Source organism: Maribacter aquimarinus (genome assembly GCF_047345505.1).
GTDB lineage: Bacteria > Bacteroidota > Bacteroidia > Flavobacteriales > Flavobacteriaceae > Maribacter.
Map to the genome: position 1 here is coordinate 224,105 of NZ_JBLFEO010000002.1, position 25,637 is coordinate 249,741.

25 protein-coding genes are annotated in these 25,637 nt (G+C 52.2%); 10 read left to right on the plus strand and 15 right to left on the minus strand.

The genetic code is table 11. The features are described 5' to 3' along the window. The first annotated feature begins 9 nt into the window (after window positions 1-9). Both ACKWCC_RS02385 and ACKWCC_RS02390 read left to right on the plus strand, forming a co-directional pair. On the plus strand, window positions 10-1,065 hold the full coding sequence (locus tag ACKWCC_RS02385; protein ID WP_413994297.1) for a lactonase family protein: 1,056 nt from the start codon (window positions 10-12) through the stop codon (window positions 1,063-1,065). Window positions 1,066-1,140: 75 nt separating this feature from the next. Next, the gene (locus ACKWCC_RS02390; protein ID WP_413994298.1) at window positions 1,141-2,208 is read left to right on the plus strand and encodes a mannonate dehydratase; all 1,068 of its coding nucleotides are present in this window, start codon (window positions 1,141-1,143) and stop codon (window positions 2,206-2,208) included. Window positions 2,209-2,220: 12 nt separating this feature from the next. On the opposite strand, the gene dusB is transcribed toward ACKWCC_RS02390, so the two are convergent. The 3 genes from dusB to ACKWCC_RS02405 all read right to left on the minus strand — a co-directional run bounded on the left by dusB (window position 2,221) and on the right by ACKWCC_RS02405 (window position 5,110). Then, window positions 2,221-3,219: a tRNA dihydrouridine synthase DusB gene (gene dusB, locus ACKWCC_RS02395; RefSeq protein ID WP_413994299.1), complete on the minus strand. Its 999-nt coding sequence runs from the start codon at window positions 3,217-3,219 to the stop codon at window positions 2,221-2,223. A gap of 74 nt (window positions 3,220-3,293) precedes the next feature. Further along, a complete protein-coding gene (locus tag ACKWCC_RS02400) occupies window positions 3,294-3,845 on the minus strand; it encodes an HNH endonuclease (RefSeq protein ID WP_413994300.1) in 552 nt (183 codons plus the stop codon). 38 nt (window positions 3,846-3,883) lie between these two features. After that, window positions 3,884-5,110 carry a M28 family peptidase gene (locus ACKWCC_RS02405; RefSeq protein ID WP_413994301.1) on the minus strand — a complete coding sequence of 409 codons (1,227 nt, stop codon included), beginning with the start codon at window positions 5,108-5,110 and terminating at the stop codon, window positions 3,884-3,886. 33 nt (window positions 5,111-5,143) lie between these two features. Here ACKWCC_RS02405 and ACKWCC_RS02410 point away from each other — a divergent pair, with 33 nt between their 5' ends. After that, entirely contained in the window at window positions 5,144-6,253 is a 1,110-nt protein-coding gene (locus ACKWCC_RS02410; protein WP_413994302.1) for a TolB family protein, read from the plus strand. Window positions 6,254-6,392: 139 nt separating this feature from the next. On the opposite strand, the gene ACKWCC_RS02415 is transcribed toward ACKWCC_RS02410, so the two are convergent. The 6 genes from ACKWCC_RS02415 to ACKWCC_RS02440 form a co-directional block, all read right to left on the minus strand. Beyond that, entirely contained in the window at window positions 6,393-7,364 is a 972-nt protein-coding gene (locus ACKWCC_RS02415) for an ABC transporter ATP-binding protein (RefSeq protein ID WP_413994303.1), read from the minus strand. A gap of 74 nt (window positions 7,365-7,438) precedes the next feature. Beyond that, window positions 7,439-9,598 (minus strand): prolyl oligopeptidase family serine peptidase, encoded by a 2,160-nt coding sequence (locus tag ACKWCC_RS02420; RefSeq protein ID WP_413994304.1) that lies wholly within the window; start codon window positions 9,596-9,598, stop codon window positions 7,439-7,441. A 145-nt stretch (window positions 9,599-9,743) separates the two neighbouring features. Continuing rightward, window positions 9,744-10,733 (minus strand): aspartate-semialdehyde dehydrogenase, encoded by a 990-nt coding sequence (locus tag ACKWCC_RS02425; RefSeq protein ID WP_413994305.1) that lies wholly within the window; start codon window positions 10,731-10,733, stop codon window positions 9,744-9,746. 352 nt (window positions 10,734-11,085) lie between these two features. Further along, window positions 11,086-11,484 (minus strand): large-conductance mechanosensitive channel protein MscL, encoded by a 399-nt coding sequence (gene mscL / locus ACKWCC_RS02430; RefSeq protein ID WP_413994306.1) that lies wholly within the window; start codon window positions 11,482-11,484, stop codon window positions 11,086-11,088. Between the two features lie 189 nt (window positions 11,485-11,673). Then, window positions 11,674-12,801 (minus strand): alanine racemase, encoded by a 1,128-nt coding sequence (alr, locus tag ACKWCC_RS02435; protein WP_413994307.1) that lies wholly within the window; start codon window positions 12,799-12,801, stop codon window positions 11,674-11,676. After that, window positions 12,788-13,438: a thymidine kinase gene (locus tag ACKWCC_RS02440; RefSeq protein WP_413994308.1), complete on the minus strand. Its 651-nt coding sequence runs from the start codon at window positions 13,436-13,438 to the stop codon at window positions 12,788-12,790. Before ACKWCC_RS02440 ends, alr begins: the two co-directional genes overlap by 14 nt. Window positions 13,439-13,635: 197 nt before the next feature. Between ACKWCC_RS02440 and ACKWCC_RS02445 the strand changes: the two genes are divergently transcribed. Beyond that, window positions 13,636-14,319: a hypothetical protein gene (locus tag ACKWCC_RS02445; protein ID WP_413994309.1), complete on the plus strand. Its 684-nt coding sequence runs from the start codon at window positions 13,636-13,638 to the stop codon at window positions 14,317-14,319. Window positions 14,320-14,326: 7 nt separating this feature from the next. Here ACKWCC_RS02445 and ACKWCC_RS02450 read toward each other — a convergent pair whose 3' ends face one another. Further along, window positions 14,327-15,280, minus strand: a complete 954-nt coding sequence (locus ACKWCC_RS02450; RefSeq protein WP_413994310.1) for a hypothetical protein — start codon at window positions 15,278-15,280, stop codon at window positions 14,327-14,329. A 121-nt stretch (window positions 15,281-15,401) separates the two neighbouring features. Between ACKWCC_RS02450 and rsmI the strand changes: the two genes are divergently transcribed. Beyond that, the gene (gene rsmI, locus ACKWCC_RS02455) at window positions 15,402-16,073 is read left to right on the plus strand and encodes a 16S rRNA (cytidine(1402)-2'-O)-methyltransferase (protein ID WP_413994311.1); all 672 of its coding nucleotides are present in this window, start codon (window positions 15,402-15,404) and stop codon (window positions 16,071-16,073) included. 126 nt (window positions 16,074-16,199) lie between these two features. Continuing rightward, window positions 16,200-16,769, plus strand: coding sequence for a uracil-DNA glycosylase family protein (locus ACKWCC_RS02460; protein ID WP_413994312.1), 570 nt, complete (start codon window positions 16,200-16,202; stop codon window positions 16,767-16,769). A gap of 314 nt (window positions 16,770-17,083) precedes the next feature. Here ACKWCC_RS02460 and ACKWCC_RS02465 read toward each other — a convergent pair whose 3' ends face one another. Beyond that, window positions 17,084-17,281 (minus strand): helix-turn-helix transcriptional regulator, encoded by a 198-nt coding sequence (locus ACKWCC_RS02465; protein ID WP_413994313.1) that lies wholly within the window; start codon window positions 17,279-17,281, stop codon window positions 17,084-17,086. Further along, entirely contained in the window at window positions 17,278-17,709 is a 432-nt protein-coding gene (locus tag ACKWCC_RS02470) for a hypothetical protein (protein WP_413994314.1), read from the minus strand. Before ACKWCC_RS02470 ends, ACKWCC_RS02465 begins: the two co-directional genes overlap by 4 nt. Window positions 17,710-17,963: 254 nt before the next feature. On the opposite strand from ACKWCC_RS02470, the gene ACKWCC_RS02475 reads away from it, so the two are divergent. Both ACKWCC_RS02475 and recJ read left to right on the plus strand, forming a co-directional pair. Beyond that, window positions 17,964-18,392, plus strand: coding sequence for an OsmC family protein (locus ACKWCC_RS02475; RefSeq protein ID WP_413994315.1), 429 nt, complete (start codon window positions 17,964-17,966; stop codon window positions 18,390-18,392). A 161-nt stretch (window positions 18,393-18,553) separates the two neighbouring features. After that, a complete protein-coding gene (recJ, locus tag ACKWCC_RS02480; protein ID WP_413994316.1) occupies window positions 18,554-20,242 on the plus strand; it encodes a single-stranded-DNA-specific exonuclease RecJ in 1,689 nt (562 codons plus the stop codon). 28 nt (window positions 20,243-20,270) lie between these two features. Here recJ and ACKWCC_RS02485 read toward each other — a convergent pair whose 3' ends face one another. The 3 genes from ACKWCC_RS02485 to ACKWCC_RS02495 form a co-directional block, all read right to left on the minus strand. Next, window positions 20,271-20,750 carry a GAF domain-containing protein gene (locus ACKWCC_RS02485; RefSeq protein WP_413994317.1) on the minus strand — a complete coding sequence of 160 codons (480 nt, stop codon included), beginning with the start codon at window positions 20,748-20,750 and terminating at the stop codon, window positions 20,271-20,273. Window positions 20,751-20,931: 181 nt separating this feature from the next. Next, window positions 20,932-21,111 (minus strand): hypothetical protein, encoded by a 180-nt coding sequence (locus tag ACKWCC_RS02490; protein WP_413994318.1) that lies wholly within the window; start codon window positions 21,109-21,111, stop codon window positions 20,932-20,934. 272 nt (window positions 21,112-21,383) lie between these two features. Next, on the minus strand, window positions 21,384-22,127 hold the full coding sequence (locus ACKWCC_RS02495; RefSeq protein WP_413994319.1) for a sulfite exporter TauE/SafE family protein: 744 nt from the start codon (window positions 22,125-22,127) through the stop codon (window positions 21,384-21,386). Window positions 22,128-22,642: 515 nt separating this feature from the next. Between ACKWCC_RS02495 and ACKWCC_RS02500 the strand changes: the two genes are divergently transcribed. Together ACKWCC_RS02500 and ACKWCC_RS02505 are read left to right on the plus strand one after the other, a co-directional pair. After that, entirely contained in the window at window positions 22,643-24,454 is a 1,812-nt protein-coding gene (locus tag ACKWCC_RS02500) for a sodium:solute symporter family protein (protein ID WP_413994320.1), read from the plus strand. A gap of 65 nt (window positions 24,455-24,519) precedes the next feature. Continuing rightward, complete coding sequence (locus ACKWCC_RS02505; RefSeq protein WP_413994321.1) at window positions 24,520-25,608, plus strand: acyltransferase family protein; 1,089 nt, start codon at window positions 24,520-24,522, stop codon at window positions 25,606-25,608. Window positions 25,609-25,637 lie beyond the last annotated feature (29 nt).

A 25,637-nucleotide genomic window follows, 5' to 3' on the forward strand; every position in this document is an offset into this window, starting at 1 on the left:
CTGCCAATTATGAACAAAGCACCGTTAACCTTTTTTATGGGTAGTTATACGGAATTCCCCGTTCCAGGTTTTGGGGGAATAGGGCAAGGGATCTATTCCGTGCAATTACATCCTGAAACGGGTACCCTGGAACTCTTGCACGCCACCATGACCCGCAACCCCAGTTACCTTGCCCTAAGCAAGGACGGGCGGTTTTTGTATGCTGTGAACGAACTGGACGAAAGCCAAGGCCCCAAGGTGGTGGCCTATGCCGTACAGGACGATTTTTCATTGCGCTTCCTTAACGAGCAGAACGTTTCCGGTGGTTATCCTTGCCATTTGGCCCTTGTGGAAAGTCAGCTGTTGGTGGCCTGTTACGCAACGGGCAATGTGCTGCAGTTTCCAGTGACCGCTTCGGGAGGGTTAGGCCCCCAAAAGGCGGAACATGCCCATAAGGGTTCAAGCGTCCATAAAGAGCGGCAAGAAGGGCCGCATGCACATCAAGTGGCGCTGCACCCCAACCAAGAGGATGTGTACGTTTGTGATTTGGGCCTGGACATGCTCAAGGGGTATCGGCTTGATCAAGGGACATTGGTGCCCAATGGCGCCAAGGATGTTGTCCTGTCACCTGGCGGTGGGCCGCGGCACATGGTCTTCAATGAAACGGGCAGCTTGGCCTATGTGCTCAATGAGCTCAGCGGCAACATATCCCTACTGGAAAGTGAGCAGGGCGTATTTTTGGAGAAGGAAACGCATCTGGCCGTTCCCAAGGGCTTTAACGGTATGCCCAGTGCCTCTGCCATCAGGATACATCCCAACCAGCGTTTTTTATACGCGGCAGACAGGGCCTCTGGGGCAATAGCCATTTTTAAGACCAAGGACAGCACCTTGGTCTTGGTGGGCCACCAATATACCCGGGGCGTGGAACTGCGCGAAATAAATCTAAGCCCGGACGGTAAATGGCTTATAGCTTGCCACCAAAACTCGCATGACACCGTTGTTTATGAAATTGGGCATGACGGCACTTTGGAGGAGCGTTTTCGGACCCTGGGGATATTCTCCCCTGTATGTGCGGTATTTTTATAAAAGGATGGAACAAGGGTAGCGAAACACATCTTGGAAAACGTACAATATAAACGCAACAATTAAACCTAACAGACAATGAAACTAGGATTTGGGCTTTACAAACATATGTTGAATACGCAGCACTATAATTTTGCGAAGCAGTGCGGCGCCACCCATTTGGTCATTCATTTGGTAGATTATTTTGGGCACAACAAAGAAAATGCCGATCAACCCATAGGCGGAAAGCAAGGCTGGGGCAAGGCGGGCGACCCAGACAGGCTATGGTCTTACGAAGAGTTGGTGGCCATCAAAAAAGAAATAAACGAGCATGGCCTGGAGCTGGAGGCCATTGAGAATTTTGACCCCGCCCACTGGCATGACATTTTGCTGGACGGGCCCAAAAAGGAAGAACAGATGGCGAATTTAAAGCAGCTCATAAGGGATGTGGGCAGAGCGGGAATTCCGGTGTTCGGCTATAATTTTTCACTGGCGGGCGTTGCGGCGAGAACCACCGCACCTTATGCCAGGGGCAATGCCATTTCTGTGGGAATGGAAGGTGCAGACAATACACCAGTGCCCAAGGGAATGGTGTGGAACATGGTCTATGATGAAAATGCGCCCAAGGGCACTTTGCCCAGAATAGATCACGATGAGCTCTGGAGCCGTCTCCAATATTTTCTAAATGAGCTGGTCCCCGTGGCAGAGGAGGCGGGGGTAAAATTGGCGGCCCACCCAGATGATCCGCCCATGCCCTTTATTAGGGAGACACCACGCCTTGTGTACCAACCGGACTTGTATCAAAAACTGATCGATATGAAGCCTAGCCCCTGCAATACCCTTGAATTTTGTTTGGGGTCCATAGCAGAAATGACGGAGGGAGACGTGTACCGGGCCACGGAACGTTATAGCAAGCAGAACAAGATCGCCTATGTTCATTTCAGGAACGTTGTGGGCAAGGTGCCCAAGTACAAGGAGGTCTTTGTGGATGAAGGCGATATAGATATGTTCAAGATTCTAAGGATATTGAAAAAGAACAATTTTAAAGGGGTTCTCATCCCCGATCACACCCCACAAATGAGCTGTGATGCCCCTTGGTATGCCGGTATGGCCTATGCCATGGGCTATATGAAAGCGGCCCTTTCGTTTTTGGAGCGGGAAGAATAGTCAGCCCCGTTTTTAAGAGGCCACAAATTCATGGTGGGCAAACTTCTCCAACACCTCGTCAAAGGCGGCAAAGACATCTGCGGCATCGTCACTGGTCACCATTTTCATGCGGTGTTCCTTGAAGTTGGGAATACCTTTAAAGTAATTGGTGTAATGCCTCCTTGTTTCAAAGACCCCGAGTTTTTCACCCTTCCAATCTATGCTCATCCGTAGGTGCCTCCGGGCGGCTTCCACGCGTTCTTGCATGCTGGGCGGCCGCATATGGGCACCGGTTCTGAAAAAGTGCTTCACCTCCCGGAAAAACCAAGGATACCCAATACTGGCACGGCCGATCATGGCGCCGTCCAGACCGTATTGGTCCCGCATCCGTACCGCGGCCTCGGGAGAATTTACATCGCCGTTGCCAAAGACGGGAATGTGCATGCGCGGGTTGTTTTTTACGGCGGCTATGGGCCGCCAGTCCGCCTCGCCCTTGTACATCTGTGCCCTGGTGCGCCCGTGTATGGAAATGGCCTGGCAGCCCACATCTTGGAGACGCTCTGCCACCTCTTGGATCATGATGCTGTCGTGGTCCCATCCCAACCGGGTCTTAACCGTTACGGGCAGATGGGTGCGCTTTACCATGGCTTCCGTGAGCTTTACCATAAGCGGAATGTCCTTCAATATTCCGGCGCCGGCGCCTTTGCACACCACCTTTTTCACGGGACAGCCAAAGTTGATGTCTATAATGTCCGGGTTGCTCCTTTCCACAATGTCCACCGTTTGCAGCATGGAATCCATATTGGCCCCAAAGATCTGGATGCCCACGGGCCGCTCCTTTTCGTAGATGTCCAGTTTCATAACGCTCTTTTCGGCGTCCCGGATCAGCCCTTCGGAAGAAATGAACTCGGTATAGACCACATCTGCGCCCTGCTCCTTGCAGAGGGCACGGAAGGGGGGATCGCTCACGTCTTCCATGGGCGCCAGCAACAAGGGGAATTCCGGTAGTTGTATGTTGCCTATCTTGGGCATACGGACTTTTTTGGTTTGGGGCGGCAAAGGTACTAAAAATAAAGCGATGTGGGCTTGGGAGGCCCCCTAAACGGCTAGTACTCGGTCACGGAGCCCCAGTTCTCGCCAGATTTTATGCGGTACAACTGCATTTCAGAGATGCCAAACTGCTTGGCGATCATCTTCATTCTGGTGCGCCGGTTGGGATCGTTGATCTTGCGCTTAATGAGCTTTACCTTGCTTTCGGTCAATTTGGCGTAGCAGCGTTTTCTTGGCGTGTTCAAATACACCGGGTTGGTGAACTGGTGCACTTCTTTTTCGCGCTTGGTGGCCCATTTTAGGTTTTCTACCCTATTGTCCGTTTTGTCGTAGTTGAGGTGGATCACAAAACGATCGCCCTCCTTCTTTTCCAGGAAGTGCTGGGCCACCAGTTTGTGCACGTAGCGGCTGGTGCTCTTCCCGTTCTTTTTCTGTTTCAACGGAAGGTTTTGGTATCCGTTTATGTACTGCTTCTTCACCAAATATTCTTGGGGCCCGTTGCAGTTGATGACACGGCCGTAGTTACTGATCTTGAACTTGAAATTATCGGCGATCTTGTCATCGAACACAATGGGCTTCCATATTTCCTTTCTGTAATTCTTGATCATCTTGGTATTTTTATGTGATGTCTCCTTTTCGGTTCAACTTAGAACTTCACCTCAGCTTCCACCTTTTTTCCGTCCCGATCAACCACCACTTTGGCCGTGCTGCCCTCTTCAAAGGCCGAAAGGGCCCGCATATAGCTCATCATGTCCACCACGGTGCTGTCTCCCAATTGAATGACGATGTCCCCTTTTTGCAGGCCGGCGTTGGCACCGGGCCGATCTTCGGTGACCCCGTCTATGCGCATCCCCTCACCGTCAAAGAGATAATCGGGCATAACGCCCAGCCCCACCTTAAAACGGGGCACTTCCTCGCTCTCGTTCTTGGTGGTTCGGAAGCTCAGCTTGGGGGCATCGTCCAAATCGGCAATGATGGCCATTAGGTAATCGGTGATCATTTCCATGCCCTCATAGTTGAGTTTTTCATGGTCGTCCGAGGGTTTGTGGTAGTCTTCGTGCTGGCCCGTGAAAAAATGGAGGGCGGGCACCTCTTGGAGATAAAAAGAGGTGTGGTCGCTGGGCCCCATTCCAGATTCCCCCAGCACCAGTTTAAAGCCCGGGTTATTGCTGTTGAGCACTTGGTTCCATATCGGGGCGGTTCCGGTACCGGTTATGGATAAGGTCTTGTCTTCCCGGAGGCGTCCCACCATGTCCAGATTGATCATATAGGTGGCCTTCTCAAGGGCAATGGTGGGGTTTTTGGTAAAATAGTTGCTCCCCAAGAGCCCCATTTCCTCCCCCGAAAACCCTATGAACAGATAATTGCTGCCCGGCAGGCTGTCGCGAAGCCGTTCGGCCAGCTGCAGCATGATGCCCACGCCACTGGCATTGTCGTCCGCACCATTGTGAACGGCATCCCCTTCGGTATAAAGGGATCCCTCGCCGCCCAGGCCAAGGTGATCGTAGTGGGCACCGATGACCACGGTCTTATGGGCTTGGTTGTCCAAATAGCCAATGACGTTGGTGCCGGTGATCGTCCCGTCCCCGGACACGAACTGGGCCTCGGAATGGGGGTCTGTCTTGGGCTTGAAACTAAAGGTCTGGAAGTAGGTGCCCGCATGGCCCTTGGGCAGCAGCCCCAGACCTTCCATGCGCTGCCGTATGTAATTGGCCGCCATCAGCTCTTGGGGGGTGCCGGTTTCCCGTCCCTGTAGGCTGTCGTTGGCCAAGAAGGCAATGTCCTCTTTTAAGGTCACTTTTTTGGGAGGCTCTTGCTTACAGGAAGCGAACACCATAAAAATTAGCAGAAAAAACGAAGGAATACGCAACATAGCGGTTATTTTTACCCAAAAATACAGATCACAATGAGATTTTCCTTTGTTTTATGCGCCCTATTTGTCTTGGGCAGCTGCAAAACCGATCCAAAACGGCCTGCGGACAACCAAGAAGCCCCCCAATCCCTGATGGCCGGCGCCGATACCCTCATCTATCCGGAGGAGAAATATTTCAAGAGCATTAGGCAGATCACCTTTGGTGGCGACAATGCCGAGGCCTACTGGGGCTGGGACGACAAGCAGATGGTCTTCCAGAGCAACAACGAGGCCTGGGGCGTGGGCTGCGACCAGATGTTCCTGATGAACGTGGAAGAGGATTTCAAGGACCGCCAACCGCCCATGATCAGTACCGGCCTGGGGCGTACCACCTGCGCCTATTTTATGCCGGACAACAAACACTATGTGTACGGATCTACCCATTTGGGCGGTGAGGAATGCCCGGAGGTGCCCCTGAGAAGGAACGGGAACTACGTATGGCCGGTCTATGACACCTTTGATATTTTTGTGGCCGACCTGGAAGGGAACATCACGGCGCAGCTAACGGATGAGCCCGGGTACGACGCCGAGGCCACCGTGTCTCCCAAGGGAGACAAAATCGTCTTTACCTCGGACCGCAGCGGCGACCTGGAACTCTACACCATGAACCTGGACGGCAGTGACGTGCGCCAGATCACGGACGAGCTCGGTTACGATGGCGGTGCGTTTTTCTCACCGGACGGCACCCAATTGATCTTTAGGGCATCGCGGCCCCAGACCCCCGAAGCCATAAAGAAGTATAAGGACCTTTTGGCCGAGGGCCTGGTGGAGCCCACGGACATGGAGCTCTTTATCTGCAATGCCGATGGCAGCGACCTGCGCCAGCTCACCTTTTTGGGAAATGCCAACTGGAGTCCCTTTTTCCATCCTTCAGGGAAGAAAATACTCTTTAGCAGCAATTACGAGGCGGAAGAAGGCTTCCCCTTTAATCTGTACCTTATAGACACGGACGGCAAGAACTTGGAACGGGTAACCCACGGGAAAACCTTTGATGCCTTCCCGGTGTTTTCCAATGATGGCAAGTACCTGGCCTTTTCCAGTAACCGAAACAACGGCGGTACCCGAGACACCAATCTCTTCATAGCGGAGTGGCAGGAGCAGTAGCCTGAAACATCCTCATTGACAGTACAGGGCCTTCGTTATCTGGGTTACATTTGCCGAACGAAGCAAAAAGGGACAATTTCCCTTGCAGGGTTGGGCGTGTTCTTAACGGCAGGGGATTTTTCCATTTATGGAGCGGAACCTAAAGCCGCCCCTCAATGATGCTGTTGGGCACGTTGAGAAAGACGCGTTTCCCGTTCTCCAAAGGCTCTGCACTATTGAAGAAAAGGATCTTCCCGTTTTTGGCCCTACCGCTGCAGAGATAGTGGGAGCCCATGGGATAGGATTTCAGCAAATTGACAGGGATACCCGTGCTGGCGGAAACCCGGAACTCGTGCGCATAGACCATAAGGGTGTCTTCCCTGTTGGCGTTTGGGATAAAGTGGTCCAAGGATACTTCGGAAGCCTCCCCGAACAGTGAAGCAACATAGGGGCTGCCGGGCCTTTTGTACAGCGCCATGGGTGCACCTTGGGCCAACATACGGCCTTCCTTGAGCACTAGGGTGTTGTCTGCAAACGGCAAGACATCCAGGGGGTCATGCGTGGCCACTATGCAGGTAATGACATTGTCCTTCAAATATCCAAAAATGTTGCGACGCAGTCCATTTTTCAAAAAATTGTCTATGTGGCCAAAGGGCTCGTCCAACAACAGCACTTCGGGGCGCTGGGCCAAGACCCTGGCCAGGGCAACACGTTGTTGTTGGCCACCGCTCAGGGTGTTCACCTTTCTATCTGCAAAGGCCGTCATTTCTATGAGCTGCAATAGTTCTTCCGTACGCTGCACCAATTGCCCTGGATAGAAGACGGAAAGAAATTGGCCAATATTGTCCCGTACCGAGAGAAAGGGCATCAGGTCAAAATCTTGTGCCAGATATTTCATGTACTTGGGGCCGGGCACGAGGTTATGGGCCGGTCCCAAGATCGGCTTGTCCTTCCAGGCAATGTGGCCCTGTTCCAAGTCCATAAGGCCGTACGTAAGTTTTAGCAGGGTGCTCTTGCCACAGCCGCTGGCCCCAACTACGGCCAAATGCTCACCGCGCTGCGCCGTGACGGAAATGGAGTGCAAAACCGTTGTGTTCCCGTAGGCAAAGGTTACGTTTTCTATCTGTAGCATAAAGATCGCATTGCGACACAAAAAAATCCGTCAGTAAAAATACAACGGATTTTTAGGGTGTCCCGGGGTGCCCATCATTCTTTAAAGTCCTTGAGCACGGCTTGGTTGGGAAGGGCGTCATACCCCATGTTGAACAGTGTAAAGCTAAAAATATCTGCATATTGTTCAATGGTCTTGCTCACGGGTGTCCCGGCACCGTGGCCCGCATTGGTCTCAATGCGGATCAGGGTCGGGGCGTCTCCCGCCTGTTTTTCCTGCAGTTCCGCGGCAAACTTAAAACTGTGTGCCGGAACCACGCGATCGTCATGGTCGCCGGTGGTGACCAAAGTGGCCGGGTAGGCGGTGTTTGCCCTGACATTGTGCACTGGGGAATAGCCCTTGAGATACCGGAACATGTCCTCGCTCTCATCTGCGGTCCCATAGTCATAGGCCCATCCGGCGCCAGAGGTAAAGGTATGGTAGCGCAACATGTCCAACACGCCCACAGCAGGAAGGGCCACCTGCACAAGGTCCGGACGTTGCGTCATGGTGGCGCCCACCAAGAGCCCCCCGTTGCTTCCGCCCCGTATGGCCAAATGTTCCGAAGAGGTGTAGTTGTTGGCAATGAGGTATTCGGCGGCGGCTATAAAATCGTCAAAAACATTTTGCTTTTGCATTTTGGTGCCGGCGTCATGCCATTTTTTGCCGTATTCGCCCCCGCCCCTTAGATTGGGGACGGCATAGACGCCGCCCTGTTCCATCCACACCGCATTGGCAATGCTGAAAGAGGGGGTAAGGCTAATGTTGAAACCGCCGTAGCCATAAAGTATGGTGGGATTTTTCCCGTTGCGCTCCAGGCCTTTTTTATAGGTGATGATCATGGGCACCTTGGTGCCGTCCTTTGAGGTGTAGAAGACCTGTTCAGAAGTGTAGGCACTGGGGTCAAAATCAATGTCCGGGCTCCAATAGGGCGTGTACTCGCCGGTCTCCACATTGTATTTGTAAGAGGAGCCGGGCGTGCTGTAGTTGGTAAAGGAGAAATAGAACTCCTTTTCCTCTTTCTTGCCCCCAAAACCGCTGGCACTGCCCAAACCAGGCAGGGACACCTCGCGCACCCTATTGCCATCATAGTCGTACTGATAGACCTTGGAAATGGCATCGACCATGTATTCCGCGAAAAAGTAACCACCGCCCGTGCTCGGGGAGAGCACGTGCTCCGTTTCGGGAATGAAGTCTTCCCAGTTCTCGGGCCCCGGATCGGAAGCGTCCACCGTTACGATCTTTTGGTTGGGGGCGTCCATATTGGTCACCAAAAACAGTTTGCTCCCCTCGTTTTCCAGCACGTAGGTGTCCGTATCGGCATGATCCAATATGGTGACCAAGGGGGCGTTGGGCCGGGTAAGGTCTTGCATCAGCAATTTGTTGCCGGAGGTGGAAATGCGCGGGTATATGAAGAGGTACCTGCCGTCTTCGGTGACACTGCCGCTGATGTAGCGGTGTTTTTCTTCCGGAGTGCCACCGTAAATGAGCCGATCCTGGCTTTGGGGCGTTCCCAATTTGTGGTAGTAGAGCTTGTGCTGGTCCGTTTTGGCAGACAGCTCACTACCCTTGGGCTTGTCATAGCTGGAATAGTAGAACCCATCATTGTCCTTCCACGAAATCCCGCTGAACTTGATGTCGGTCAGGGTGTCTTCCAGTATTTCCATACGCTCGGTGTCCATCACGATCGCCTTTCTCCAATCGCTTCCGCCCTCAGAGATCATGTAAGTGGCCAAAGTACCGTCCTTGGTAAAACTGAGCCCGGCCAGGGAGGTGGTGCCATCTTCAGAGAAGGTATTGGGGTCCAGGAAAACCTCGGGCTCGCCGTCCCCTTTGCTACGGTACACCACATACTGGTTCTGAAGTCCGTTGTTCTTGTAAAAATACGTATGGTCCCCTTCGGTAAAGGGCGCGCCCAGCTTTTCATAGTTCCAGAGCTGCTCCAAGCGCTGGCGCAGATCTTCCCTGAAGGGTATCTTGTCCAAATAGCCAAATGTGGTCTTGTTCTGTTCGGTGACCCAGCCCTCGGTCTGGGCGCTACGATCGTCTTCCAGCCAGCGGTAAGGGTCTGGCACTTCGGTTCCAAAATAGGTGTCCACGGTATCGACCTTGGCGGTATTGGGATAGTTCACGGCGATGGTTTCTCTTTGTTTTTCGTTTTGGCATGCTGTAAAGGCAAACGCCAATAGCAGGCTGCTAAAGATGGAGGTTTTCATGGTGTTTTTTGATATTAGCGCTTTAAAAATAGGACTAATAAACCGTCCCGGCCCTGCTGTTTTGAAGGTTTTAACATTCAGGGCAGGGCCCATTTTGGAGGTTAAAAAACAGCCTATTCAAGGCATGCACCGGAGGAAGGCTTTTTTACACCAGTTTTTCGTTAAGGAGGTACTCTGCAATTTGTACGGCATTGGTGGCCGCCCCTTTTCTCAGGTTGTCCGCAACGATCCACATGTTCAAGGTGTTTCGCTGGGTTTCGTCCCTGCGGATGCGCCCCACAAAAACCTCGTCTTTGTCGTGCGCATAGATGGGCATGGGGTAGGTATTGGTGTCGGGGTTGTCCTGTACCGTTACCCCTGGGGCATCATTGAGAATGCCACGCACCTCGTTGAGCTCAAAATCGTTTTCAAAGGCCACGTTCACGGATTCCGAGTGTCCTCCGGCCGTGGGGATGCGCACCGCTGTGGCGGAGATGGAAAAGCTGCGATCATCCAGAATTTTTTGGGGTTCCCTGGCCAGTTTCATTTCTTCCTTGGTGTAGCCATTTTCCAGAAACACATCGCAGTGGGGCAGGGCATTCTTGGCTATGGGGTAGGGGTAGGCCATTTCTCCCTGTGTGCCGGCAATCTCATTTTCAAGTTGTTGCACGGCCTTTACCCCGGTACCGGAAACGGACTGATAGGTGGATACCACCACCCGTTTCATCTGGTATTTCTTGTGCAAGGGGGCCAGGACCATGACCAATTGTATGGTGCTGCAGTTGGGGTTGGCTATGATGTGGTCCTTGGCCGTCAAGGTATGTGCGTTGATCTCCGGGACCACCAACTTTTTGGTGGCATCCATACGCCAGGCAGAGGAATTGTCGATCACCTTGGTGCCCACCTCGGCAAATTTTGGTGCCCATTCCAGCGAGGTATCGCCCCCGGCCGAAAAAATGGCAATTTGCGGCTTTTTGGCCACGGCATCGGCCAGGCCAATAACGGTGTGTTCCTTTCCGTTAAAAGGTATCTTTTTGCCCACGGAGCGCTCCGAGGCCACCAAAAGGAGTTCTGTGATGGGAAATTGGCGTTCGGCCAAGACCTTCAACATGACTTCCCCCACCATTCCGGTGGCACCAACAACTGCTATTTTCATGGTAAACCTGTTTTAAGTAAACTACCTCGGGGCAAGCCACGAGGCATTGATAAGAAACTGAATTTTAATTTCGAGCAGGCCACTGAGCATCAAACCCGTTGGCGGTGCCAATGAAGCGGCAAAAATACGGATTAACGGGGGATGCCAAAACAAAACAGATCGAAATATTAAAAATATAACAAAAAGTTATATTTGGCACATTTTGTTGGTTCAATCTGGCATCAATCCTTTTCCAATAGGAGGTTTCGCGAGATGGTCCAACGAAAAAAAACCGTCGGTCCGGATCGCGAATTCCAGACTAACGGCTTTGATGTTAAACGCTTGTGAGCGGTGCCCCTCTTCCGCGAGGGATTTATTTTTTCAGGGCGTCCCTGATTTCCATAAGAAGCTCTTCTTGGGTAGGCCCTGCTGGTGCCGGGGCTTCCTCTTCCTTCTTTTTCATATTGTTGATGCCCTTTACGATCAAGAACATGACAAAGGCAACAATGATAAAGTCGAGCACATTGGTAAGGAACTCTCCGTAAAGCAGCGCTATTTCGCCCACTTTTTCCCCTGCATCGTTCATGGTGCCCTCTTTTAAGATGTGTTTTAGATCGTTGAAGTTGGTGTCAAACAGCAAACCGATCAGCGGGGAGACAATGCCTCCGGTAAATGAGGCCACTACCTTGTTGAAGGCGGCGCCCATTACGAAACCCACGGCGATGTCCACCAGGTTTCCCTTCATTGCAAATTCCTTGAATTCTTTGAGCATGGCTATGTATTTTTAGGTTATTTAGTTGCAATGTATGAAAAAAACCAATTGTTTGGGGAACTATCCGCACAGTATTCCAAACAATGTGGCCTTTGTTCCACAGGCGCCCGCTTTCCGCCTGCGTCCCTGAACCTATAACTGTCCAAAACAAGGGGTTTGGTCCCAAGCGGCAACCTCACTCCGCATTCTTTAGGGGTCCGCATCTTGGGGCCCGTAATGGTACTGCCTTGCCACCCGCTGCGAAATCCCTGTTAACAGCTCATAGGAAATGGTTCCCGCACCTTCGGCAAAGGCTGCGGCCGTGTGGCCCGGACCAAAGACCAGCACCTCGTCCCCCTCTTTGCAGGGGATCCCAGTGACATCCACCATGAGCATGTCCATGCACACATTGCCCACAATGGGGGCTTTTTGGCCGTTTACCATGACCTGGCCCCGGCCATGGCCATAGATACGGGCAATACCATCTGCGTGCCCCAAGGGCAGGGTGGCCGTGGTGCGTTTTTCCGAGCTGGTATAGGCGCGGTTGTAGCCCACGCTCTCCCCGGCCTCCAAATGGTGCACTTGGGCAACGATGGTCTTCAAGGTGGCCACAGGTCGCATTTGCAGATCTTCATCCGCCCCGTTGCCATAACCATAGAGGCCAATGCCACTCCGCACCATGCTGTACTGCGCCTGGGGGTAGTTGAGAATTCCCGAGGTGTTCAGCAGATGGGCCATGCACGGCGCCGGCAGTGCCTCCGTCATTCTTTTTTGGATGTTATGGAACCTGTGGATCTGCTGTAGGGTAAATTCCCTCTCGGCCGGGTCTTCCGTGGCCGCCAGGTGGGACAGCACGGACGCCACCCTTACCGCCGGGTTTTGTCTTGCCATCTCCAAAAGGTGCACCGTGTCCCTTTCGCAAAAGCCCAGGCGGTTAAGTCCGGTATTGAACTTTAGGTGAATGGGATAGTCCTTGAATCCCTTTTCACCGGCCATTTTAAGAAAGGCCGAAAGAATATGGTGCGAGTACAGGCTGGGTTCCAAGCAATGATCCACAATATCTTCCAAGTGCAATTCTTGTGGGTGCAGCACCATGATGGGCCGGGTAACGCCCGCCTCCCTCAAGGCCACGCCTTCCTTGGTGTAGGCCACGGCAAAATATTCTGCGCCCAGGCTTTGAAGATGAAGGGCCACCTTTTGGGCATCGCTCCCATAGGCAAAGGCCTTTACCACCGCCATAAATTTTACACCGTGGTCCAGTTTGGAGCGAAGATGGCGGTAGTTGTGTTCCAGAGCGGTTAGATCCAACTGCAGCACCGTTTCCTTAACCTTGGGCATTGGGCTTGTTGTTGTTGGTGCCCACTTCTTGTGCATCCACGGTGAGGTGTTTTACCTTGTCCCTGAGCATGGCCTTGTAAAAGGCGCCCCTGCTCAAGGGTTCGTATTCTTCGGTTTCCCCGAGCATGACAATGTTGGCGTTGTTGGATTTTCTAAAGCTGTAATGGGCCAGATTGCCGGTACGGGTGCAGATGGCGTGCACCTTGGTAACGTATTCGGCAGTGGCCATCAGCGCGGGCATGGGGCCAAAAGGATTGCCCTTGAAGTCCATGTCCAGCCCGGCCACGATGACCCTCACGCCCTTGTTGGCCAGGTCATTGCAGACGGCCACGATGCCATCGTCAAAAAATTGGGCCTCATCTATGCCAATGACGTCACAGGTATCTGCCAAAATACGGATGTTGGCCGCTGCCGGCACCGGGGTGCTACGTATTTCATTGGCGTCATGCGATACCACCATTTCATCATCATAACGGGTATCCACCATGGGCTTAAAGATCTCTACCTTGAGCTTGGCAAATTGGGCGCGCCTTAGCCTGCGGATCAATTCTTCGGTCTTGCCTGAAAACATGGACCCCGCTATGACCTCGATCCAACCGAACTGTTCTTTGTGGTTAACGGTGTTTTCAAGAAACATTTTGTAATTTTAGACTAAATTATGGGCTTTTCCGTTCTTGATGCTAAGGAATGCTAAAGTTATTAAAAAATGGCGGCCACCCGAGCCAATTTTTACTAATTTGATTGTCCTTTTTAGGCTCGAGCACCCATGCGGGGCCGTAAAAGGCGGCCTGGGGGAGCAGAAATGGAGCATCCGCAACAAAGACAAGTGTACAGATGAAACAGAAATTAAGAGAGGAACTGATCAAGATGTCCACGGAGATCATTACGTCCAGGGACCTGGACAATCTGCCCGCCATGTACGAAGCCGCCAAAAGGCTCTATGAAAAGTTGGCCGTGCTGAAGTTCATAGAGGAAGAGCTCAACGACATCCAGGTGGATGTTTCCAAAAACGTCATTGCCGAAAAGTTTGAGAGCATGGCCAATGCCGTGCTCAGTGCCAATTCTTCGGTTCCAGAGAGCAACCCCCACCAAGAGGACATCATTGTGCCGGGAATGGACACCATTAAGGACATGGTCTCCGAAATGCCCAGTCCAGATGGTATGGACGAAGTGCTGCAAGAGTTTATGGGCAAGCCACAACTCATGAAGAACGACAAGGAGCTCTTCATGCCCGCGGAGGGCGAGGTAAGGCCTTCCGCACCCAAATCACTGAATGACAGGCTCAGCAACAAAGAGCTCAAGGTGGACCTGAACGATCGGCTGGCCTTTGTGAAGCACCTCTTCAACGGCAGCACGGAAGATTTTAACCGGGTCATGTCCCAACTGAGCACCATAGATTCCGAGGAACGCTCCGTTGCCTTTGTCGTGAACATGGTAAAACCGGACTATGGACATTGGACGGGGAAAGAGGCCTATGAGAAAAGGTTCATGGACCTCATTGCCCGTAGGTTTGCCTAACCCCCATTTACCTTTGTACCAATAATATACGTAGAAATTCGGGCAGGCCGTGAAGGTGGTCCAGATGATCGGGCGCCGTGTTCCCCGCAAAGGACATCACTTGAAAATTGCCCCGCTGCGCCTCCCCCAACTGCTGCATTCCTCCGGGGCCCCATTGCAGCACTGCCCTTGGTTTTATGCCCAGGGAGCGCATTAACCAATGGGCCGTTTCCGTGGTGCTGGCATAGGTTCCGGGAAATATGGCAGAATGGGTAAGCAGCATCTTTTTGTTCCCTGCCGCCGCTTCTCTGGCAAATGCCAAGAACAGCCGTAATTTTTCGGTGTTCAGATGGGCCCCTTGCGCCAGGGACTTTCCCTTGGGCACATAATCGGTATGGAGGCCGTCCAACAATAAGAGTCCTGCGATGGCATTGCCGTCTTGTCCCAACAGCTCCCGAACAGCCCCGTAGCCGGCACTGAAAGCACTGCAATGGACCTGTCCCAGGGACCGTAAGCCCAGGCGCAACTGGATTTCAGCCCGCAAACGTTGCCACACAAGGGGATCTTTAAAGGCCTTGGCATAGGCAGAGGAGCCCGCACCTTCATGTACCACGGCCAAAGCGGGCGGGTGCTCCAGGGCGTGCACGGCCTGAGCAGGGATATGGGCCGCTCCATTGAAATGGACCAAAAGGTCCAGGGTGTCCGTCAGGGCACTTTTTTCGGAGAGATAGACCGTGACCGGGCGGGACAACAGGCCTTCAATGACCACCACCTTGCCGGGAGGCATTTGGTTTGGGCGCCGGTCATGGTCCCGCAGGGCCTCCTGCATGGGAGCAGGGTACTGGGCCCCGATCGGGGACGGGAGCTTTTTGGCACCGTGGCAGTTCCACAGCAATGGCCCCAACCCACAGACCACAAAAAAAAGGCGGCCACCGGCGGACTTATACATATTGGCCAAAAAGGAGACAAGGGCACAGCGCATCCAAAAACAGCTTTGTCAAGGCACCTTAAAAATACCCATAAAAAACAGGAATATGATCTTTTTGGCCCTGCGCGGCAACATTTCCCTAATTTTGGGGCATGGACGTTAATGCAAAATAGTTATGGGCAAACTGTACCTAGTGCCAACGCCAATTGGCAATTTGGAAGACATGACCTTTAGGGCCGTACGTGTGCTGAAGGAAGCGGACGGCATTTTGGCCGAGGACACCCGTACCAGCGGAAAACTTATGCAGCATTATGGCATTGGCACCAAAATGCAGTCCCACCACATGCACAATGAACATAAGACCGTGGACGCCCTGGTGCAGCGAATGGAAAATGGGGAGACCCTGGCCTTGATTTCCGATGCGGGCACCCCGGCCATATCCGATCCCGGTTTTCTGTTGGTCAGGGCCTCTATCGCCAAGGGCATTCCGGTGGATTGCCTTCCCGGCCCCACTGCCTTTGTCCCGGCCTTGGTGAACAGTGGCCTGCCCAATGACAAGTTTGTGTTCGAGGGATTTCTTCCCGTGAAAAAAGGGCGGCAAACACGCTTGAAGCTCCTTGCAGACGAGGACAGGACCATCATTTTTTATGAATCTCCCCATAAATTGATAAAGACCCTGACCCAGTTTGTGGAATATTTTGGGGCAGACCGCCCCACCTCCGTTTCACGCGAACTGACCAAATTATACGAAGAGACCATAAGGGGCACGGCGCAAGAGGTGTTGCGGCACTTTACGGAAAGGCCGCCCAAGGGGGAGATCGTCATTGCTGTGGCAGGGAAGAGATAAATGGGCGCAGCACCCTCCTCAAATTCAATTTCCAAAGGCACCGGAAGCCCATTATGAAGGCTAAAAAAGGCACGTGAACCGTTTTAAAGGTTTTGGAGGCCGCTACAAAAACAATAGCACCAAGGCATGCAGCAGCTTATAAAGGAGATAAAAACCTGCACTCTCTGTGCAGACTTTTTGCCCTTGGGCCCCAAGCCCATTGTTTCGGGTTCCAAGAACTCAAAGATTGTGATGGTGAGCCAGGCACCGGGCAAAAGGGCCCATATCCAAAACAAGGCGTGGTACGACCCCAGCGGCAAAAAGCTCCGGGAATGGTTGGGAGTCACGGAGCACCAATTTTATGACCCCGACAATTTTGCGGTGCTGCCCATGGGCTTTTGTTATCCCGGCAAGGGCAAGACCGGCGATCTGCCCCCAAGGAATGAGTGCGCCCCATTATGGCATCAGAGGGTCTGGGGGCAATTTAAAAATGTAAAATTGGTATTGCTCATTGGCAAGTACGCCCAAGACCAGTATTTGGGGGCCACTTCCAGAAAAAACCTCACCGACAACGTGGCGCACTACCGTGATTTTCTGCCCCGCTACTTTCCGCTTCCGCACCCTTCTCCCGTAAATCATTTTTGGCGCAGCAAGAACCCCTGGTATGAGGATGCGGTGGTACCAGCCCTTCAAAAACGCGTACGGCAGCTATTGTAAACTGTTTTATATGTTGTTGTGCAACCCTTTTTTACAGCAAAAAATCGGTGCGTTGCATGGAATTGTTTGCGAGCACAGACAAATTAGAATAGTTTTTGTTCGTGACAATGAACAATCATGGCGTTTTAAAATTGGTTTTAACGCAATTGAAATCAATGGGTGCCGGTTTTAATGATGGGCATGTGCCGGGTAGTTGTGGCCATCCATGCCCCGGATAGATTCTTTTTCAAGACAACATTCACAGCGCCGAACACGGCCTGTGACATGCTGGTGGTTCTGGTTCAAATAGTGCTGCCGAAGTAAAATCCAAGGCATTATTCCTCATCCAAAGTAAAGAGCTCTTCCACCGAAAGCTTGAACAATTTAGCCATTTTCAGGGCCAGGGTCACCGACGGGTTGAACTTTTGTTTCTCAATGGCGTGGATGGTCTGGCGGGACACCCCCAGCCGTTCCGCCAATTGGGCCTGGGTAAGGTCCAAGCGGGCGCGCTCTACTTTTACAAGGTTCTTCATGATGTGATGCCCGTTTTTTTGAAGCGGAAAATCAGGAGATAGAGCGCCATGTACAGGAATAGGAAATAGTCCGGGGTAAATTTTAGTTCATTGTCAAACATGTAGAGGACAAAACACAACAGGATAAAGATGAAAATGGAGGTCTGAAAGGCTTTAAGTCTCAGCAGCTCAATGAGCTCATCTTCCACTTTTTCCTTTGATATCACATATATAAAAAGACCCAGCATGGCCAAGATGTTCAATGCCGATGTCACTTCCCGGGGAAAGAGTCGTTCCCCGTCCGTTTCAAGGCTGTCCGCTGCACTGCAATTACAATTCACACCAAGGAATCCGTCCATAAAATCGTCATAGCCTGAAAGCACTAGGCAGACAAAGAACAGGAGAGCTCCTAGTTTTTTGCACCAATTGGGCAGGATCTGAAAGTTCATTTCGCTATATTTTTGGTCTAAATGCATATAAAACTTTACATAATGACAAATAAAATGTCTTTTTTAAGGTTTGCGGTGGGTGCATGGACGGCTTTCCCGCACACCACTTTCCGGGCCGGCCTCCCCTGTGGTACCGCCGTCGCTTGTTTCCTTCCATCATCACCATCAAATACTGTGGCACCCTGTTTGGGGCACCAGGCCCACGGCCCAAAGCGGATTGTCGTATTTTTGCCCAACAATAAAAAATTTGGAAGATGGCAACAACCAATCACATTACAACAATTTGGAAAGGCGGTATGGCCTTTGAGAGCACCAATCCGTCCGGACATCCGGTGAACATAGACGTGGCACCCGAAGACGGCGGTGCCGGCAGCGGTTTTAGGCCCAAGGCACTGATGCTCTCCGGCCTGGCGGGCTGCTCCGGGCTGGACGTGGCCATGCTGATGAAAAAAATGAAATTGGAAGTGGACGACTTTCGCATCGAGACCATTGCCAACCTTACGGACGAGCATCCGAAGTACTATGACAAGGTGACCATAGCCTACCATTTTACGGGCGGTGCGCTCAATAAAGAAAAACTGCAACGAGCCGTGGACCTTTCCGTGGAGAAATATTGTGGGGTCATGGAAATGTTCCGAAGGTTTGCCGAGCTCAAGATAGAGACGGTATTTCATCAGAAATAAAAAAAAGACGCAAGAGACAAGAAGCAAGATTGAAGGCAAAACGGTGGGGTGAACGGATGGACTCGAAAATCCGTGGCTCATCTGCTGGCGGTGACCCCGGCCGTGGAGACCATCATTCCAAATACATCATCTTGGCTTGGTCGTCAACTTGAATTTTTAAAATGCGCTGGACCATAAAACCAAAACCGGAAGGGGAACAGATCGATCAGTTGGCCAAGGCCCTGAACGTGGACGGGCTCATTGCACAATTGCTTTTGCAGCGGGGCATTGGCTCGTACCATGAGGCCAAGGATTTCTTTAGGCCACGCTTGGACCAACTCCACGATCCCTTTTTAATGAAGGACATGGACGTGGCCGTACACCGTATTGAGCGGGCCATTTCCCAGAACGAGAACATTTTGGTCTATGGCGACTACGATGTGGATGGCACCACGGCCGTGGCCCTGGTCTCTTCCTACCTGATGGAGCGTTACCCCAATGTGGCCACCTACATCCCGGACCGGTACGGGGAGGGCTACGGGGTGTCTTACAAGGGCATTGATTTTGCGGAGGACAATGGGTTCTCTTTGATCATTGCGCTGGATTGCGGGGTAAAGGCCGTGGACAAGGTGGCCTACGCCAAGAAAAAGGGCGTTGACTTTATCATTTGCGATCACCACAGACCGGGAAGGGCCCTACCGGACGCCGTGGCCGTTCTGGACCCCAAACGAACGGATTGTACCTATCCCTACGATGAACTTTGTGGTTGTGGGGTGGGTTTTAAGCTCATACAGGCCCTGGGCTCCCGAAAAGGCGAAACCATGGAGGTTTTGACGCAATACCTTGATTTAGTGGCCACGGCCATAGGGGCAGACATTGTACCAATAACCGGGGAGAATAGAATATTGGCCTTTTATGGCCTACAGGTTATCAACACGGCGCCCAGGACCGGCTTTAGGGCCATCTTGGAGCAAGTGAACAAATCTGCCCTGACCATAACGGACGTGGTGTTCATCATTGCCCCGCGGATCAATGCGGCCGGACGCATGCAGCACGGACAGCATGCGGTGAACCTGCTCACGGAAACCGATATGGAGAAGGCCCAGATCATGGCGGCCAAGATAGACAAGTTCAATACCGATCGGCGGGGCCTGGACCAACAGATCACCGAAGAGGCGCTGGTACAGATCCGGGAGAACGGGGAGGAGGAAGGCTTTACCTCGGTGGTGTACAAGGAGAGTTGGCACAAGGGGGTCATAGGTATTGTGGCCTCCCGGCTCACCGAGACCTATTACCGGCCCACCCTGGTGTTCACCAAAAGCGGGGACCGGTTGGCAGCATCGGCAAGGTCCGTAAAGGGTTTTGACGTGTACAACGCCCTGATGGGGTGTGCAGCGCACATAGAGCAGTTTGGCGGACATAAATATGCCGCCGGTCTTACCCTTAAAGAGGACCAATACCCAGCCTTTAAGCGGCAATTTGAAAAAGTGGTGAAGGAATCGATGGATGCCCAATTGCTGGTGCCGGAGATCCAAGTGGATGCCCAGGTAAACCTGAGGGACATTACCCCAAAGACCATGCGCATCATTAAACAGTTCGCGCCCTTTGGGCCGGGCAACATGACCCCCACCTTTATGGCCAACAGATTGCGGGACACGGGCTACGCCAAGGGCGTTGGATCGGACGGCGCCCATTTAAAGGTTACGGTTACCCAAGACGGCACCCACCGGATAGGGGGCATAGGCTTTAACCTGGGGCACAAGCTCGGTAAGGTGAGCGGCCGCAAGCCCTTTGACGCCGTCTTTTCCATTGAAGAAAATGAATGGCAGGGAAAGGTGAGCCCCCAATTGAAGATCAAGGACTTGAAGTGATTATGTCCGGCAACGGTATCCCGCTGGGTCAGCTTTGCCCGTGTTGTTTCGCAATGGCCTCTCCAACGGACAGCAGTGCCCGGGTCTCCTCCTGCGTAAAATCGTAAGGAACTTGTTTGCCAATGCCCAAGACCCCGTACAGCTTCCCATCATGCAGCATGGGCACGGCCAGGGAACCTTCCACCTTGGTCTCCTTGGCCGCTGGGCGGGCCACTCCGGAGCTGTCCGTTTGCAAGTTGCACAGTTGCACCGGCTCCCTTCGTTGGGCAGCGATTCCGGCCATTCCCTTGCCCACGGGAATCACAGCCAGTTTGGGCACCAGAAAATCGGGCACCCCGCTGTGCGCGGCTACGTGCAACAGCTTACTTTCAGCATCCAGGAAATGGAGCGTACCGGTGCTGCAATCAAAGTGTTCTAAAATTTGGCCCAACAATTTCTGCCAATCGGTTTTTGGGGCTTGTAAGCCCAAGAGAAGGGATTCTATGTGGTTGGAGGGAGATGTGCCCATGGGGTAACGCGACTTAAGATGAACATTGAATGATAAAGCCATTGGAAAAGGCAATGGACTTTCACAAAGATAATAAAGACCAAAAGGTCTTTATGCTCCCGTGGGCCATATACATTGCTACAGCATCACCTTCGTGACCCGTTGCCATCAAACCATGGGTGCGCGTGTATTCAGAAAAGGCTTAGTTAGCGGCCGGAAGTGAGTTGCCCGCATCTTCCAGCACCCCAATGATAATGGTGTTGATGTCCCGTTGTATCTCCCCGGCATGCTGCAGCAAGATGAAGGCACTGAGCAATACCAAAACAAAAATCACCACATCCATGATGACCTTCTCGTCCAATGTGTTTTCGTAATTGTCCATGACATTCAGTTTAAAAATCCATCCTTTATAAAGTTAAACAAAAACAATGTAATTAACAAATAATTGGGAGTTGATTTCCCAGGGAAAGGGAAAGGTTCCGGCAGGATGTAAAAGGAGGTAAGAAGCGGTGTTAGTGCGTTGTGCGCCTTGCCCTTCAACCTTGGCCCTAAAAATCAAATAAGATATTCAGACATCTGTATAACAATATGTTGTAAAGGTAAATTCGATTGGGCTGAAGCCTTTCGCCCTATATAATCACCCTTTGTTGCCCACTAACGAAACAGAATGAGCAAGGCGCCCAAGGCGGTAAGCACCAGAATCATTTTCCTAAAAAAGGCCTCATTAATTTGTTTAACGATCTTGATCCCCACAAAAAAGCCCAGAAAGATGCCTGGCAGCAGTTTTAGGTCCACCACAAGGGTGTTCACGGTTATGGTCTCCCAAACAAAGATGTGAAAGGGCAGTTTAATGATGTTCACGATCAGGAAGAGCCAGGCAGCGGTGCCAATGAAGTGGTTCTTGGGGAGGCGCATGGCCAAAAAATAGATGTTGGCAAAGGCGTCCGCCAAGTTGCCCACCATGGTGGTAAACCCGGCCAATGTGCCAATGGTACTGGCAAAGCCCCAGTGGGTGGGCACGGTCTTGCTCTTTTTGCGGTCCCACCAATACATCATGCCCACGGTGACAAAGATGATGATGGCCATACCTATTTTAAAAAGCTGTTCCGGCAGGTCCTTGCCCGCCAGGGTGCCAAGAACAATGCCCAGGACCATCCACGGGAGTACTTTAAAGACATAGTGCCACTGGGTATGGCGGTTGTAGTAGATCACGGCAAAGATGTCCGCCAGCACCAATAAGGGCACCACCAGACCGGTGGATTCCTTGGCCCCAAAGGCCAGGGCCATAAAGGTAACATTGATCACGGCCACCCCTTTTATGCCCGCCTTGGAAATACCAATGACAAATGCGGCCGCAAACCCCAAAAGCCATTGGGTGGGCGTTAAACCGGGTTGCAATGCTATGAAATAGGGTGTGATTGTAATGGTTTTGGAAATTAATGAACTGGGAGGGCCTGTTGTTGTCCATGGTCTGCCCGCACTTTTTACAGACCGAGACATCCCGATTTTATCAGGCGTTTGGCTCCGTGTTTGTTTGCAAGCGGCAAGTTAAAGCAAAAGAAATTAACGGTATGGATATTTATGGATGACATCTTTCTTGAACGTTGGGAGGCCAATGGCGTTCGCGCCGGCCGTTTTGTCCCGTTCTGGAATGCATGTACGTTGGTTCGCTCTTTGTTTTTGGAACCCACAAAACGTTCCCTTGGGGCCGTTTGGACATGTGCACGTTTCGCGGACAGGGGCAGGGATAGAGGCTAAAACCCCTCTTTGGAACGGGTCTGTGGGCTGTAATTTCCCTCCCCTATGTTCTGAAAGCCAAAAGACTGTTTCCGTCCTGTGCATCCCTGTGCATTCCAAATGGTAAAAGGTAGTTAAAAAAACATATCTTTAACCTTTAAACCAAAACCCAACCTATGGAGCTCAGTACGCTGGATTACGGCTTTATCATTGTATTTTTCTCGATTGTTTTAGGCATCGGGATTTTCGTGTCCAAAAAGTCGGGAAAGAACTCCTCCGAGTTTTTTCTTTCTGGCCGCACCATGCCCTGGTGGTTGTTGGGCCTTTCCATGGTGGCCACCACCTTCTCCACCGATACGCCCAATTTGGTCACGGACATTGTCCGTACCAATGGGGTCTCTGGAAACTGGGTGTGGTGGGCCTTTCTCCTTACGGGGCTGCTCACCGTTTTTGTCTATGCCAAGCTCTGGCGAAAATCCAACGTGAACACGGACCTGGAATTTTATGAACTGCGCTACGGCGGCAAACCGGCCAGTTTCTTGAGAAAGTTCAGGGCCGTTTATCTGGGCATCATCTTCAATGTGATCACCATGTCTGCCGTGACCTTGGCCGCCATAAAGATCGGAAGCGTCATGCTGGGCCTGGAGCCCTGGCAAACCGTGGTCAGTGCGGGCCTCATTACGGTGACCTTCAGTGCCCTTGGAGGTTTTAAGGGCGTGGTCTATACCGATTTTCTGTTGTTTTTTGTGGCCATGGCGGGGGCCATCGGTGCAGCCTATTACTTGGTGAACATACCCGAGGTGGGCGGTATAAACTCCTTGATGGCCCACGAGAACGTTCAGGGAAAGCTCAATATTCTGCCTGATCTGGGCAACACCGAGGCGCTGATCACTTTGCTGATCATTCCCCTGGCCGTGCAGTGGTGGAGCTCTTGGTATCCCGGGGCGGAACCGGGAGGGGGGGGCTACATTGCCCAACGCATGCTCGCGGCCAAGGATGAGAACCACGCCATTGGGGCCACCTTCTTTTTTAACATCATGCACTATGCCCTGCGTCCCTGGCCTTGGATCTTGGTGGCCTTGGCTTCCTTGGTGGTCTATCCGGACCTGGCCAGTATCCAAGAGGCCTTTCCCAATGTAACGGAAGATAAACTGGGGCATGACCTGGCCTACTCGGCCATGCTCACCAAACTGCCCAGTGGGCTCCTGGGCGTGGTGTTGGCCTCTCTTGTGGCCGCATACATGAGCACCATATCCACGCAGTTGAACTGGGGCTCTTCCTACATCGTGTTCGATTTTTACAAACAACAGGTAAACCCCGAGGCCACGGAAAAGCAAATGGTGGCGGTGGGCCGTTTGAGCACCGTGGTGCTCATGGTGCTCAGCGCCATTTTGGCCCTGGCCCTGCAGAACGCCCTTCAGCTGTTTGAAATATTGTTGGTGTTTGGTGCGGGAACGGGCCTTATCTTCATCTTGCGGTGGTTCTGGTGGCGCATCAATGCATGGAGCGAAATCACGGCCATGTTCGCCTCGGGCATCATTTCCATTTTGCTCAAGACCACGGCCCTGGGGCCCTGGCTTTTTGCCGCGGGAGAGGGCGTCTTTCCCAGTTGGGCAGAATACCCTTTTGTGGTGTTGGTGACCACTGCCATTTGGTTGGCGGCCACATTCATGACCCAACCGGAATCACCAGAGGTATTGCGCAGCTTTTACAGAAAAATACAGCCCGGCGGACCTGGATGGACCAAAGTGGTGTCTGACGCAAAGGCAGAGAACCAGAACATTGTGAACAGGGAAGAGAAGTGGAGCGTGCCATCCGGCATTACGGCCATGCTCATTGGCTGCGTGCTCATCTATTCCATCATGTTCGCCACGGGGCACTGGATCTATGGGGAAACCACTTCGGCCATGGTTTTGACCGGTGTGGCCGCGGTCTCGGCCTTTTTGTTGGTCAAGGCATGGAACCGCATGAAAGACCATATCCTGTAACCGATCGTGCATCATGAAAATTACAGAACCGTACCGAATTTTTTTAACCAACAGCGGTAGATGATATGAAACAGCGCATTCTTTCGGTAGATATTTTTAGGGGGGCCACCATTGTCTTGATGATCTTGGTGAACACCCCCGGCACTTGGTCCGCGGTCTATGCGCCATTGTTGCACGCCGAATGGCATGGCTATACGCCCACGGATCTGGTTTTCCCCTTCTTCTTGTTCATTGTGGGCACGTCCATTGTGTTTTCCTACAAAAACAGGGCGGTCAATGCCGGCACCTACCGGAAAATTACCGTGCGCAGCTTAAAATTGATCGGCCTTGGACTGTTCTTGGGGGCCTTTACCCTGAGTTTCCCATTTATAAAAGATTGGGCAGACATCCGTATTCCCGGTGTGCTGCAGCGCATTGGGGTGGTGTTCTTTTTTGCCGCCATCCTGTTCATCAACCTACATTGGAAGACCTTGATCGGTATCTGCATCTCCATTTTGGTGGGTTATTGGTTGTTGATGGCCTTTGTTCCCGTGGACGGAATGCCCCCAACCTTTGATCGGGCAGCCAATAACTTGGCCAACTATCTGGACCTGAACATTTTGGGGAGCCATATGTGGCAGCCGGACTATGACCCAGAGGGGCTCTTGAGCACCCTGCCCTCCATTGCCAGCGCGCTGCTGGGCACTTTTACCGGCCTTGTCCTGACCTCCAAACAACCCAAGAAGGCCACGATTTTGGTGGGCATCGGTGGATCTTTCTTGATCATTGGCCATCTTTGGGACCTCTTTTTTCCCATCAACAAGGCCCTGTGGACCAGCAGTTTTGTGCTGGTCACCGCCGGATGGGCCAATCTAACCCTTGCCTTGATATACTATCTCACCGATGTAAAGGGCATTAAATTTGGCAGTATTTTCCGGTATGCCGGGGCCAACGCCATTGTGGTGTATTTTTTATCGAGCTTTATTACAAAGGTGATGGGGCTCATTAAGGTGAACGAGGCACAATCCCTTCACGGATGGCTCTTTAACACCCTTTATGTGCATGATTTTCTTTCCCTGCAAATGTCGTCCTTGCTCTATGCCCTGACCGTGGTGGCCTTTTACTGCCTATTGGCCTACGTGCTGTACCAGCGCAAGATCTTCATTAAAGTGTAGACCTTTTGGCGCACCCCAATACCTGCTCA